The 13518-nt window shown below is 68.7% G+C and carries 13 protein-coding genes; 6 read left to right on the plus strand and 7 right to left on the minus strand.

Going from position 1 to position 13518, the window contains the following annotated elements:
• Positions 1–90: 90 nt before the first annotated feature.
• The 4 genes from HWX25_RS01980 to HWX25_RS01995 all read right to left on the minus strand — a co-directional run bounded on the left by HWX25_RS01980 (position 91) and on the right by HWX25_RS01995 (position 5975).
• Positions 91–2841, minus strand: coding sequence for an Hsp70 family protein (locus HWX25_RS01980; protein ID WP_175906739.1), 2751 nt, complete (start codon positions 2839–2841; stop codon positions 91–93).
• 5 nt (positions 2842–2846) lie between these two features.
• Positions 2847–4688 carry an Hsp70 family protein gene (locus HWX25_RS01985; protein ID WP_175906740.1) on the minus strand — a complete coding sequence of 614 codons (1842 nt, stop codon included), beginning with the start codon at positions 4686–4688 and terminating at the stop codon, positions 2847–2849.
• Positions 4685–5275 carry a DUF2760 domain-containing protein gene (locus HWX25_RS01990; RefSeq protein WP_175906741.1) on the minus strand — a complete coding sequence of 197 codons (591 nt, stop codon included), beginning with the start codon at positions 5273–5275 and terminating at the stop codon, positions 4685–4687. Before HWX25_RS01990 ends, HWX25_RS01985 begins: the two co-directional genes overlap by 4 nt.
• Before the next feature lie 259 nt (positions 5276–5534).
• Positions 5535–5975 carry an Rrf2 family transcriptional regulator gene (locus tag HWX25_RS01995; protein ID WP_059601208.1) on the minus strand — a complete coding sequence of 147 codons (441 nt, stop codon included), beginning with the start codon at positions 5973–5975 and terminating at the stop codon, positions 5535–5537.
• A gap of 143 nt (positions 5976–6118) precedes the next feature.
• On the opposite strand from HWX25_RS01995, the gene HWX25_RS02000 reads away from it, so the two are divergent.
• From HWX25_RS02000 to HWX25_RS02020, 5 genes are all read left to right on the plus strand, one after another.
• Positions 6119–7033: an NAD(P)/FAD-dependent oxidoreductase gene (locus tag HWX25_RS02000; protein WP_059818612.1), complete on the plus strand. Its 915-nt coding sequence runs from the start codon at positions 6119–6121 to the stop codon at positions 7031–7033.
• Positions 7034–7099: 66 nt separating this feature from the next.
• The gene (locus HWX25_RS02005; RefSeq protein ID WP_059818611.1) at positions 7100–8059 is read left to right on the plus strand and encodes a LysR family transcriptional regulator; all 960 of its coding nucleotides are present in this window, start codon (positions 7100–7102) and stop codon (positions 8057–8059) included.
• A gap of 113 nt (positions 8060–8172) precedes the next feature.
• Positions 8173–9303 carry a DSD1 family PLP-dependent enzyme gene (locus tag HWX25_RS02010; protein WP_175906743.1) on the plus strand — a complete coding sequence of 377 codons (1131 nt, stop codon included), beginning with the start codon at positions 8173–8175 and terminating at the stop codon, positions 9301–9303.
• Positions 9304–9452: 149 nt separating this feature from the next.
• Positions 9453–10424, plus strand: coding sequence for an ornithine cyclodeaminase family protein (locus tag HWX25_RS02015; RefSeq protein ID WP_175906744.1), 972 nt, complete (start codon positions 9453–9455; stop codon positions 10422–10424).
• Positions 10425–10453: 29 nt separating this feature from the next.
• Positions 10454–11176 (plus strand): HAD-IA family hydrolase, encoded by a 723-nt coding sequence (locus HWX25_RS02020; RefSeq protein WP_175906747.1) that lies wholly within the window; start codon positions 10454–10456, stop codon positions 11174–11176.
• A gap of 64 nt (positions 11177–11240) precedes the next feature.
• Here the strand turns inward: HWX25_RS02020 and HWX25_RS02025 are convergent, their stop codons facing one another.
• Positions 11241–11858 (minus strand): glutathione S-transferase family protein, encoded by a 618-nt coding sequence (locus tag HWX25_RS02025; protein WP_175906749.1) that lies wholly within the window; start codon positions 11856–11858, stop codon positions 11241–11243.
• 94 nt (positions 11859–11952) lie between these two features.
• Positions 11953–12321: a hypothetical protein gene (locus tag HWX25_RS02030; protein ID WP_175906750.1), complete on the minus strand. Its 369-nt coding sequence runs from the start codon at positions 12319–12321 to the stop codon at positions 11953–11955.
• Between the two features lie 82 nt (positions 12322–12403).
• On the opposite strand from HWX25_RS02030, the gene HWX25_RS02035 reads away from it, so the two are divergent.
• Positions 12404–12871 (plus strand): MarR family transcriptional regulator, encoded by a 468-nt coding sequence (locus HWX25_RS02035; protein ID WP_175906752.1) that lies wholly within the window; start codon positions 12404–12406, stop codon positions 12869–12871.
• Positions 12872–12889: 18 nt separating this feature from the next.
• On the opposite strand, the gene HWX25_RS02040 is transcribed toward HWX25_RS02035, so the two are convergent.
• Complete coding sequence (locus HWX25_RS02040; protein WP_059702824.1) at positions 12890–13483, minus strand: TetR/AcrR family transcriptional regulator; 594 nt, start codon at positions 13481–13483, stop codon at positions 12890–12892.
• Positions 13484–13518: the final 35 nt, after the last annotated feature.

A 13518-nucleotide genomic window follows, 5' to 3' on the forward strand; every position in this document is an offset into this window, starting at 1 on the left:
GAAGGGTATTGAATCGGCGAGCGTCAGCCCGCATCGGCAACGCCGCAGAATGCTCCGGCATCCGAACGATACCGGAGCCCGCCGCGCCGCTCACCCCGCCAGCAGCTTCAACCCGGCCGGCAGCGTTTCGCCGAACACGCGCGCCGTGTCGGCTTCGTCGAACGCGATCGCCTCGCGCACCATGTCGATCCACGCGGCCGACGCATTCGCGGCCGACAGACGCCGGATCACGGCCTCACGTGTCTCGTCCGGCAAATCGCGTTCGCGGTCGCCCGTCATCCGCGCGATTTGCGCGACCGCGAATGCCGCGGGTTCGACCTGCTTCCAGTCCAGCGCGAACAGCGCGTCGAGCCAGCGGTTCGCGACGTCGGCCGGCACGACACTGTGCGCGCTGCCGTAGAACGGCCGTCGCGCACCGATCCGCCCGAGCGCCCACGCGCACAGCGTGCGCTCGGCCGGCTTCTGCAATTGCGCGATCAAACGCTCGGCCAGTTCCACCTTGCGCTCGACCGGCAATCGTTCGAGCGACGCGGACAAGCGCGTCATGTCGGCCGGGCCGACCTTGGCCGGGTCGAACGGCAGCTTGCGGCGCTTGTCGTCGGACGGTTCGAGGAACGCGATGGCGTCGCGCACCTGCGTCTGCGCGTCGTCGTCGAGGCCACCGGCCACGCGCCGCCACAGCGTCCACCACTCGGACCACACTTGCGCGTCGTTCACGTACTGAATCCCGTCGTCGAACAGCGGCCACAGCTGTTCGATGCGCCACGCATCGAGCGGATGGCCGAAGCCGGGGCGCAGGCAATAGCCGGCGAGGTTCAGCCACGCGCGTTCGTGATCGGCCGAGCGCCGGCGGCGACGCACCCGCGCGAGCAACGCGTCGAACAGTTCGCGCGCGAGTGCGACGTCCCACTCGTCGCGCGGGCCGAGCACCTGTTCAAGTTGCGCACGCAACCGTCGCGTGTCCTTCGGCGTGACGTTCGCGGCCTTGCTGCCGAACGAGCGGTCGATCAGCTCGATCGCATGATCGAGACGCGGATGGCGTGCGAGCGCAGCGTCGTCGCCCTGCGCGGGCGCGTCGCCGCGCAACTGGAATTCGAGCCGCCAGCGCCGCGACGCGTCGTCGGTCGCGATGCAGTGCATTTCGAGCGTGCCGACTTCGGTCAGCGATGCCGTGAGTTTCACCGGCGTTTCGCGTGCGTCGCTGCCGGCTTGCCGGTCGACGACCGTCGCGATCGGCGGCAGCCGCACGAAATCGCCGCCGTCGAGTTCGATGAGATCGCCGGGCCGGTATGCCGTCTCGGCCACCGTCGACACGAGATGGAAACGCACCGGCTGCCCGAGCTGGAGCGCGAACGTGCGCTCCTCGAGCCGGATCTCGCGGCCCTCTTCCGAACCGCGCGGCAGCAGGCAGACGCCACGCGGGGCCGCGTCGCCGTCACCATCGTCGAGCACGAGGAAATAACTGCGCGCGGAGCCGCCGCCGATGCGCGGCGCATGCCCCGCCCGCGCAAGGCCGTAGGCCACCGCGCCGCGCGCGACCGCCACGTCCGGATGCGCGTTGTGCAGCACGTCGAGCGGCGCACCGCGCCACGCGCCGAGCGTCTGCGCGAGACGGCCGGCGAGCGCGCCGGCGCGAAACACGCCGCCGTTGAGCAGCAGCGTGTCGGGCAGCGGACCTTCCGCATGGCGAATCAGGAACGCGGCGACGTGGCGCGTGACGGCCGGGTCGCTCGCATACGGCAAGCCAAATTCGACGATCGCGGCCCGCGCGCGGCGCGGCAGCTCGCCGGCATCGACCTGCGGAAAGAAGCCGTCGACGACGATCTGCTCGACTTCCTGCCGCGTCAGCTCGGCCGAACGCGCGCCGCCGACGAGCTTGCTGCCCGCGCCGAGCAGCGTCACGGTGACGGACGCCGGCGCGTCGTCGCCGAGCAGCCGCTCCTTCGCCGCGCGGCAGCGTTCGACGAGCTGCGACAGGCTCGCGGCGGACAGCCGCGTGCCGGGCTCGGTCAGCCGCGTCTCGACCAGGCGCGCGAGCGCGAGGTCCATGTTGTCGCCGCCGAGCATCAGGTGATTGCCGACGCCGACGCGCGTGAAGGTGGGTTCGCCGTCGTCGCCCGGCGCGACGTCGACGAGCGTGAGATCGGTCGTGCCGCCGCCGACGTCGCAGATCAGCACGCGGCGCGCGGCGGCAAACGTGTCGCGCAACGTCTCGCGCTGGCCGTACAACCAGTCGTAGAACGCGGCCTGTGGCTCTTCCAGCAACCGCAACGCCGGCAGCTTCGCGCGTTTGGCGGCCTCGACCGTCAACGCGCGCGCGCCGTCGTCGAACGATGCCGGCACCGTCAGGATGACGTCCTGCTTCGCGAGCGGCGCGTCGGGAAAGCGTGCATCCCACGCGGCACGCACGTGCGCGAGATAGCTTGCGCTCGCGTCGACCGGCGACACCTTGTCGACGCCTTCGGCCGCGCCCCACGGCAGGATCGCCGCGAGCCGGTCGACCGATGCGTGCGACAGCCAGCTTTTCGCGCTGGTGACGAGCCGCCCCGGCACCTGCGCGCCGAGCGTGCGCGCATAGCGGCCGATCACGGCCGGCGGCGCACCGGCCGCGGCCGCGCCGGCCGTCGAATCGGACGCCCAGGGCAAGCGCAGCGCGTCCGGCGGCAGTTCGCCCGCCGCCGGGTGATAGCGCACCGACGGCAGCAGCGGCTGCGCGGCCACCGCGCCGGGGCCGACCAGCTGCTCGACGTCGAACACGCGGATCGCGTCGGAGCCGGCCTCGACGTATGCGACGACCGTGTTGCTCGTGCCGAGGTCGATGCCGACCGTATAGCGCTTCATCGCGCTCAGGCGGCGCCGCGCACGTCGAACTCGACCTTCCAGCGCTCGTTCGTGCCGCTCGGGATCGCCTCGAGTTCGAGCGTGCCGGCTTCGGTCACGCGCGCGTGCAGCTTCACCGGCACGACCTCGCCGACCGTGCGCCCTTCGGCAGGCAGCGTCGCCTGGATTTCCTCGAGCTCCTGCAGCTCTTCAGGCGACCAGTAGTCGAGCAGCGTGCCGACCTGGTCCTGACGGCGCACCGACGATCCGAAGAAGCGGAACTGCACCGGCTCGCCGACGACGAGGCCGAACTCCTGCGGCGGCAGCGCCGCATCCGAGCCTTCCTCCATCCCGAACGGCGCGACGCACAGCGCCTGCACCGGCGGCTCCAGCCCCGGCACGGCAGGCATCGCCGATTCGATCGCGACGTAATACGCACGCGCCGTGCCGCCGCGAATACGCACGCCACGGCCGCGCTTCACGTAACCGTAATAAGCCGCGCCGCGCGCGACCGCCAGATCGAGATCCGCGCCTTCGAGCAGGCGCGCGGACGGCGCGCCTTCGGCGGCCAGCCAGCTGTTGAGCGTGTCGAGCACGCGCTGCGTGAGCAGCGTCGACTTGAACACGCCGCCGTTGAACAGCACCGCGGTCGGATGCAGGAAGGTCGCGCCTTGCGGCAGCGTGCGCTGCACGCCGTCGAGCGCGTCGAGCGCCGCGACCTGGCGGCCGAGGAACGCCGCGAGATGGCGCGTGATGCCCGCGTCCTGCGCATACGGCAGGCCGAGTTGCGTCAGGCCGACGCGCGCGCGGCTCACCGGACGCGCCGCCGCATCGACTTGCGGGAAGAAGCCTTCGAGGATCGTCTGCGTGAGTTCCGCGCGCGTCAGCTCCGTGCGGATCGAGCCGCCGATCAGCTTCGAGCCGCGGCTCGGCACGACGAGCGGCACCGCGTCGGTCGTCGGGTCGGACAGCAGGGTTTCCTTCGCGGCGCGGCACGCGTAGGTCAGCGCGCGCAGCTGCCACGGATCGGCCTGCGTGCCCTGCTGCGCGAGCTTGCGCGCGACCACGTGCGCGAGCGCGAGGTCCATGTTGTCGCCGCCGAGCAGGATGTGCTCGCCGACCGCCACGCGATGCAGTTCCAGGTTGCCTTCGCGCTCGACCACCGCGATCAGCGACAGGTCGGTGGTGCCGCCGCCGACGTCCACGCACAGGATCAGGTCGCCGACCTGCACCTGCTTGCGCCAGCCGCCTTCGCTCTTCTGGATCCAGCTGTAGAGCGCCGCCTGCGGCTCCTCGAGCAGCGTCATCCGCGAATAGCCGGCGGCACGCGCGGCTTCCGCCGTCAGTTCGCGCGCGGCCGGGTCGAACGACGCGGGGATCGTGACCGTCACGTCCTGGTCGGCGAAGGGCGCGTCGGGATGCGCGTGGTCCCACGCTTCGCGCAGGTGCGTCAGGTAGCGGATCGAGCTTTCCAGCGGCGACACGCGCGACACTTCGGGCGGCGCATCGCTCGGCAGGATCGCCGCGCGGCGATCGACGCCCGGGTGGCACAGCCAGCTTTTCGCGCTCGACACGAGGCGGATCGGCGTGCCCGCGCCGCGGGTGCGCGCCATTTCGCCGACCGCGAAGCCGCGCGAGGCCGTCCACGGCAGCGTCAGGTCGCCCTGCGTCAGCTCGCTTTCATGCGGAAGATAGAGGAACGACGGCAGCAAGTCGCGCGACTCCAGCGCGCCCGGCGCGGTCAGCTGCGCGATCGGCAGCACCTGCTGCGTGATCTTTTCGCCGTCGCTCGCGGCGCTGTCGACGTACGACAGCGCGCAATGGGTCGTCCCGAGGTCGATACCGATCGAATAGCGCGGATCGCTCACAGTTCCACCTCCGCCGGTGCGACCACCGATGCGTCATGGCTGCCCGTCAGCTTCGGCAGGCGCACGTCGGCCACGCGCCAGCCGCGATGGCTGACCGTACCCGTGAACGGCGCCGAGCCGACGACGTTGCCCGTCACGCGCACGGCCGTCGCGTCGAAGCCGGCCGGCAGCGTCACGCGGCTGCCTTCGGCTTCATCGCGCACCGGCACGATCGTGAAATGCTCGCGCAGCGCGGCGCGGCAGCCGTCGTGCACGAGGCGTGCGGCGGCGCCGATGTCGGCGTCCGCATAGCCGGCGATGTCTTCCTCGACGAAGTCGATGAAGCGTGCATCGCGCTGCAGCAGGCCGAGCAGTTGCAGCGCGGCTTGCGGGCTCGCTTCGCGCAGCTCGGGGGCCGGGGCCTTCGCGGGCACGGGCGCCGGAGCCGCCGCGGGGGCCGGCGCAACCGGCGCCGGGGCGACCGGTGCCGGCGCGCCGTCGCGCACGCGCAGCACGCCGGCCGCGAACTCGCGGTTGCCGATCACGGAAAAGAACGTGCCGACGGCCAGCGACAGCCGGCCGAAGAAGGACAGGTTGGATTCGGGCATGGGGTCTGGACTCCTGTGGGCTCGCGACACGGCGAGCATCTTGCCTGGGCGCCGGGCGGCGGCGTGCGATTGCGCACTGCCTCCGCCGGGCGCGTGATTCGGGCGCACCCTCTCGGGTGCGGAAAACCCGTATTTTGCCCTGTGGCGGGCGAACCGGGCAGAAGTTGGGGGACAGAACACGGCGGCGCGCGCGTTTCGCGCGGCGCCGGATTGCGTCGGACTACCGGCTATCGGATGACGGTCGCGATGTTGCGGCGCGTCAGCGCGGCTTGCGGCGGCGCGCCGCCTTCGCCTCGAAATCGCGCGACAGCATGCCGAGCGTGACCTCCCCGAAGCGCGCAAGCAGCACCGCTTCGGCCTCCTTCAGCGTGGCCGACAGATGCGCGTTGACCGCCTGTTCGACCAGGCATTCGGGTGCATCCTCGGCGACCAGATCGGAAAACACCGGCGGCTCGCCCACCGCCCGATAGACGTCGAGCAGCGTGATGTCGTCGAGCGCGACGCTGAGCGCCCAGCCGCCGCCGTGCCCTTTCTCCGACTGCACGTAGCCGCAGTCGCGCAGCCCGCCGAGCAAACGCCGCACGACGACCGGATTCGTGCACAGCATCGCCGCGATCGCCTCCGACGTCAGCGGGCCGTCGGCCTGGTCCATGTGGATCAGCGCATGCAGCATGCGCGACAAACGGCTATCGGTTCTCATGGACGGTTGGCTCCCACTCTCGAAACTTCTGAAGTTGCGTGAATGATATCACCGACCTATCATGCAACTTCTCGCGTTTCATGACTTGACCACCATCGGAGCGCGTTCATCGCTTGATACGGATTCAGGAAAGGAGTGAACACATGCAGAGCCATCATGAGGTGATCGTGATCGGCGGCAGCTTTGCCGGGCTGTCGGCCGCGATGCAGCTCGCACGCGCGCGCCGCCGCGTGCTCGTGATCGATGCCGGGCGGCCGCGTAATCGTTTCGCCGACCATGCGCACGGATTTTTCGGGCAGGACGGCAAGCCGCCTGCGCAGATCGTCGCGGAAGCCGCCGCGCAACTCGCGGCTTATCCGACCGTGCAGCGGATCGCCGGCGAGGCGCGCACCGCCGGGCGCGATGCGAACGGCTGCTTTCACGTGACGCTCGCGGACGGCAGCCGCGCAAGCGCGGAACGGCTGATCCTCGCGACCGGCATCCGCGACGAACTGCCCGCGCTGCCGGGGCTCGCGCAACGCTGGGGCGTCAGCGTGCTGCATTGTCCGTATTGCCATGGCTACGAGGTGTCGGGCCGGCAACTCGGCGTGCTGGCGACGCATCCGCTTTCCGTGCATCAGGCGATCCTGATTCCCGACTGGGGACCGACGACGTGGTTCACGCAAGGCGTCGTCGAAGCGAACGAAGAGGAAGCCGCATTGCTCGCCGCGCGTGGCGTGCGTATCGAACGGTCGCCGGTCGTCGAGATCCTCGGCGAAGCGCCGCGAATCGACGCGCTGCGGCTCGCCGACGGGCAGGTCGTGCCGATCGATGCGCTGTTCATCGGCGCGCGCACGGAGATGGCGAGCGATCTCGCACACCAGCTCGGCTGTGCGTTCGACGACGGCCCGCTGGGTACGGCGATTCGCGTCGATCCGTGGAAGCAGACGAGCATTCCCGGGGTGTTCGCGGCCGGCGATGCGTCGAGCCTGATGACGAACGCGACGTTCGCGTCGGCGTCCGGCGTCGCGGCCGGCGTGGGTGCGCATCGATCGCTGATTTTCGGGCTCGAGACGTGAAAAGCGTGAACCCGCATGTGGACTGATGCGGTGTAACGCTCCTTTCTTCATCCGATGTGATGTTTAATGCTCGACAACATCAGCATCAAGAGACATGCAATGCTCGACCTTGACGATCTTCGGCTCGTTCGCGCGATCGGCGCGTCGCGCTCGTTGGCATCCGCCGCGCGCCTGCTCGACCTCACCCCGCCCGCGGTCACGATCCGCCTGCAGCGGATGGAGGCACGACTGAACGTCCGGCTCGCCGTGCGGCAGCCGAAAGGGATCGCGTTGACCGACGAGGGTCAGCGGCTGTACCAGGAGGCGGTCGGGATTCTCGAGCGCGTCGAGGCGCTGCCGGTCAATATCTCCGGCGATCACGGCGACGTGCAGGGCACGCTGCGCGTCGTCGCGCCGTTCGGCTTCGGACGCAAGTACGTCGCGCGGATCGTGCGTGACGTGCAACGCGCGCATCCGAAGCTCGAAATTTCGCTGCACCTGTCGGAGAGTCCGCTGACCAGCGCGTCGGGGGCCGACGTGGTCATCCATGTCGGGGGCCTGAAGTCGTCATCGTGGATCGGCTATCCGCTCGCGCCCAACGAGCGCTTCCTGTGCGCGAGCCCCGGTTACGCGCGGCGCATCAAGGAACTGAACCATCCGTCCGACCTCGCCCGCTACGACTGCCTGTGCCTGCGCGAAAACGACGAGGACGTTCCGCGCTGGCGCTTCTCGCAAACCGGCGATGGCAAGGGCGAATCCCGGCGATCGACGGTGATTCGCGTCACGGGTGCGCTTTCGTCGAACGACGGCACCGTCGTCACCGACTGGGCACTGGCCGGGCTCGGGATCGTGGAACGCTCCGAGTGGGACGTCGCGCCGCTGCTGGCCAGCGGCAAGCTGGTCAGGCTGCTGCCTGACTGGCATCTGCCGCCCGCGCCCGTGACCGCGCTACTGCCGTCGCGCACCGGCCGCTCCGCGCGGCAACGGGTCTTCCTCCAAGCCGCGACGCAATTTCTCGATCCGCCGCCGTGGCGCGGCAAGGCATGAGCGGCTTCCCGAGATTAAATCGAACTTAATGATCGATTTGGCTCACGTTAAACACACTGCTTGCCCAACACCCTACAGTGTTCGCTGTCGGCAAACCACCGAGGCAACGCATCATGGGCATCCCGCTTCCGAACACCCCCGCCGCATTGATCGACGTCGGTCGCATGCGTCATAACATCACCCGCATGCAGGCGCATCTGAACGCGCTCGGCGTCAGGTTCCGGCCGCACGTGAAGACCACCAAATGCCGGCATGTCGTCGACGCGCAGATCGCTGCCGGTGCGCAGGGCATCACGGTGTCGACGCTCAAGGAGGCCGAACAGTTCTTCGCGGTCGGGGTACGCGACATCGTCTATGCGGTCGGGATGATTCCCGCCAGGCTCGGCCACGCGCTCGCGCTGCGCCGGCAGGGTTGCGACCTGAAGATCGTCACCGACAGCCTGCAGACCGCGCGCGCCATCGCCGAATTCGGGCGCGAGCACGGCGAGCGCTTCGAAGTCTGGATCGAAGTCGACGTCGACGGTCACCGCTCGGGGATTGCACCCGACGACGACCTGCTGATCGACGTCAGCCGCGCGCTGGTCGACGGCGGAATGACGCTCGGCGGCGTGCTCGCGCATGCCGGCTCCAGCTACGACTACGACACCCGCGACGCGCTGGTCGCGCTCGCCGAACAGGAGCGTAGCCGGACCGTGCACGCCGCGGAACGCCTCAGGGCCGCCGGGTTACCCTGCCCGGTCGTGAGCATCGGTTCGACGCCGACCGCGTTGTCCGCGGAGCGTCTCGACGGCGTGACGGAAGTCCGCGCGGGCGTGTACGTGCTGTTCGACCTCGTGATGCACAACGTCGGCGTGTGCGCGCTGTCCGACATCGCCCTGTCGGTGCTGACCACCGTGATCGGACACCAGGAAGAAAAAGGCTGGGCCATTGTCGATGCGGGCTGGATGGCGATGAGCCGCGATCGCGGCACGCAGCGGCAGGCGCGGGATTTCGGCTACGGGCAGGTGTGTACCGAAGACGGTGAAGTGCTCGGCGACTACGTGATGAGCGCGGCCAATCAGGAGCACGGCATCGTGTCGCGCGCGGGGATGGCCGACACCGCGATTGCGAAGCGGTTTCCGATCGGCACCCGTTTGCGGATCCTGCCGAACCATGCATGCGCGACCGGTGCGCAACATCCGGAATATCTCGCGCTGGGCAGCGACGGCGCCGTGCAGGCCTGGCCACGCTTCTACGGGTGGTAGGACGCCTCAAGGCCATGACCGGTGCGGCGGCAGATTTCGAGCGGTGAAACTGCCGCCGCCCCCTCGCCCGAGCGAAATTGACTATTTGTCTAAATCTAGACACAATTTAAAAACCGCGATCCGCGACGCATCCGACAGACTGCGCCACCATGCCGACAGACGCCCACCTCCTTCTTCTCGACCGGGATGCCGTCGAACCGGCCCTCCAACCCGAACCGGTAATGACGGCGGTGCACGAAGCCTTCGTGCTGCACAGTCGACGTGCCGGGCGCGTGTTCCCGGTCGTGCGCGAACGGCTGCATACCGGTGGCGTATTCGGCATCAAGTCCGGCGACGTCGCGAGCCAGGGTCTGCTCGGCTTCAAGGCAGCCGGGTTCTGGCCCGGCAATCGAAACCGGGGCGGCGAGCCGCATCAGGCGACGATCGCGCTGGTCGATCCGGCCACCGGCCGTCCGCTCTGCATCATGGACGGCAATGCGATCACCACCGCCCGGACCGGCGCGGCCGGCGGCCTCGGCCTGCAGGCGCTGGCCCGCCGCGACAGTACGCGCATCTGCGTGTTCGGCACCGGCGTGCAGGCACGCGTGCAGCTCGACTACGCGCTCAGACTGCTGCCGCAACGGTGCTCGGTGCTGTATGTGAACGTCAGCGGCGAACCGGACGCGGTGTTCGAGTCGGCATTCCGCAAGCGCTGCGACATCCAAATCACACAGGACTGGAACGATGCCGTGGCCGCTAGCGACGTGGTCATCACGGCCACGCCGGGCGGCGGCCCGCTGTTCGACGCGGACGCGGTTCAGCCCGGCACCCACCTGACCTGCGTCGGCGCGGACACAGCGGGCAAGCGCGAACTTCCCGAAGGCGTATTGGCGCGCGCGCGCATTTTCGTGGACGATCACGAGCAGGCGGGTAGCATCGGCGAATGTCAATGGGCGCCCGATCTGCCGCGCGCTGAAATCGGCGACGTGCTTACCGGCACCGTGTCCGTTGATCGATCGCCGGGCGAGATCACCGTGTTCGACATGACGGGACTCGCGCTGCAGGACCTGACCGTTGCGCGTTTCCTGTACCGGCAGGCCGTCGAAAACGGCGCGGGACGTTCGATCCCGTGGCCGTGGTGAACGGCACCTGCGTGGTATCTTCCATCGTCATGCGTCTATCCAGAATTTCCGCCATCTCGTTCGATCTCGACGACACGCTGTGGCCGTTCGGACCTTCCGTCGAACGGGCCGAGGCATCGCTGCATGCGTGGCTGATCGCGCACGCGCCCGATACCGCGAACGTCGTGCCCACGTCGCAGGCACTGGGCCAGCTGCGCAACGAATACGAACGCTCGCGGCCGGACCTCGTCAGCGACTTCCGTGCGCTGCGCATCGGATCGATCCGGCTTGCGCTCGAACGCGCGAACGAAGACGTCACGCTGACCGACCGCGCATACGACGTGTTCTATTCGGCGCGAAACCGGGTCGAGTTCTTCGACGATGCGTTGCCGGCGCTCGCGTGGTTGAGCGCGCGATTTCCGCTGATCGCGGTGACGAACGGCAATGCGGACCTTCAGCTGACCGGCGGCGGCGAGTTCTTCCGCGACACGCTCAGCGCGCGCGCGTTCGGATTCGCGAAACCCGAGCCGGAAATCTTCCATGCGGCCGCCGCGAAGCTCGGCGTGCCTGCGGCGGAGTTGCTCCACGTCGGCGACGACTTTCACCTCGATGTCGTCGGCGCGTTGAATGCCGGGCTTCAAGCGGCCTGGGTGGTGCGTCACGAAGGGCCGGAAGCGGAGCACGCCGCGCATCGTGCTCCGTCCCCGCATCTGACCGTTCGCGACTTGTCGGCGCTGTGTCGTGCGCTCGGCGGCCCCGTCGAAGCGTCATAACCGCTAGCCCGCAATGCCGCGCGATCGAGGTCGATCGCCGCCATCGGCACGATCGACCACCGCTTCACGCCGCCTTGCGCGCGTCCGCGATCCGTTGCGGCGCCTTGGGCCGCGCATAAAGCCGCTCGAGATACGCGCGCAATTGCGGGAACGGTTCGATCAGGTGGCATTCGCTCGCCCAGTCGATCAGGTAGACCGTCACGCAATCGGCCACCGTCAACGAGTCGCCGACGATGAATTCGCGCCCTTCGAGATGCTTTTCGAGGATCGCGGCCATCGTCGCGAAATCCTCGCGAGCCAGCTCGATATCGGCCGGCGAGCGCTTTTCCGGCGGATAGATGAACGAATGGCGTGTAATCCGCCACAGCGGCTGTTCAAGCTCCGTCACCGCGAACATCACCCACCGATACGCCTGCGCGCGCAGCGCCAGATCGACGGGCAACAGCGCTTTCTCCGGGTACTTGTCAGCGAGATACAGCACGATCGCGGCCGACTCGGGAATGACGAGGTCGCCGTCCACCAGCACGGGCACCTTGCCGGCCGGATTGAGGCGCAGGAATTCGGGCCGCTTGTGCTCGCCCTCGAGCAGGTTGACCGACACGAACTCGAAATCAGCGTTCAGTTCCTTGAGCCCCCAGAGCGCGCGTTGCGAGCGCGTGCCTGCGAATCCGTAAAGCTTCATCGCAATGTCTCCATCGATAATGTCGGGAAAAATCGCCGCACGCAGGCGACGGCCCATCGGCCGCGACGACCGCGCGCGCAGCGCCTGTCGCCGCTCACATGCCCGGCACCGCGAGCACCGGCATCACGTCGATCGCTTCACCCGGAAACAGCGTGAAATGCGGATGACCTTCGAACAGCGCGGCAGCCGCGTCGTGCGATGTGGCGCGTACGACGGTGAAGCCGCTCATCGCATTGGCGGTGTCCGTCACGCCGCCCTTGGCGATGGTCTTGGTCTTGCCGAGCGGCCCGCCGAGCTCGACGATCGCGTCGCGATGCCGCTCGACCCACGCGTGCCACGCGGCGATCCCTTCACGCTCCCGCGTGCGCCGCTCGTCCTCCGGCAACGCCATCCACGCCTTCATGGCCGGGCTCTCCTTGCTGCCGAGGAATACCGCGAGATACAACTGCTGTTGCGCACCCATGCTTCCTCCGTCCGATGGCGGGAACGACGGGCTGCCGCTCCTCGTCCTTGACACAATAGGTTGATATCAACACAATTGCAACATGGCACGCAAAGAAATACTCCCTTTCGAAACGACGCTGATGGTGCGCGATTGCTGCCTGTGCCTGCACATGCAGCGCGCGGCGCGCAATCTCGCGCGCATCTTCGACGATGTGCTGCGTCCGCTGGATCTCACCAACGGCCAGTTTTCGCTGTTGATGTCGCTGAACCGGCCGCAGCCGGCCGCGATGAAATCGGTCGCGTCATTGCTCGCGATGGACCGCACCACGCTGACCGCCGCGCTCAAGCCGCTCGAGCGGCGCGGGCTACTCACGATCACGCAGGATCCGGACGACAAGCGCAGCCGCCTGCTCCAACTCACGCCGGCCGGCCATCGATTGCTGGCCGAAGCGTTCCCGCTGTGGCAGCAGACGCACGCCGAGATCGAACGGCCGTTCGCGGCGGGTGAAGTCGATGTGCTGCGCGGGCAGTTGCGCGCGCTGTCGGAGGATCCGGCTACGCGCGACTGACGCGGCGCGCCATGCGCGTCACTTCCGCGCCTTCTTCGGCATCAGCAGTTGCGCGAACTCCTGCAGGAAGCGCACGGGCCCGTGCGCGTGCAGCGCCTGCCCGCTGCTGAGCGCGCCGTCGATGACGGTCGCGAGCCGCAGCGCGTAGGTTTCCGGTTCGTCGATCCGCATCGCGCTGGCCAGCTCCGTCAGCCGGCGCCGCAATTCCTGCTTGTGCGCGACGGCGACCTTGCGGGCCGGATGATTGCCGTCTGCATACTCGGCGGCGATGTTGATCTGCGGACAGCCGCGATAACCGGGGCGCTCGATGCGCTCGCCGATCCACTGCAGCTGCGCATCCAGCTCCTCGCGCGGCGTGCGCCGGTATTGCGCGGCCACCGCGTCCCAGTGCGCCCAGAAATCCGCATCCTCGCGCAGCAGGAACGCCTCGATCAGGTCGTCTTTCGTCGCGAAGTGCCGATACAGGCTCGTCTTCGCGACGCCCGCCCGCGCGACGATCAGGTCCACCCCGACCGCCCGCGTCCCTTCCTGGTAGAACAGCGCGCTCGCCGTTTGCAGAATGCGTTCGCGCGTATCGGGCGCGCTCCCGTTCGTGTCCGTTCCCTTTTTCATCCAAGCCCGGCCGCCGAGGCCGCCTGTCCCGCGAA

This window comes from Burkholderia sp. BCC1640 (genome assembly GCF_902833125.1).
Lineage (GTDB): Bacteria > Pseudomonadota > Gammaproteobacteria > Burkholderiales > Burkholderiaceae > Burkholderia > Burkholderia diffusa.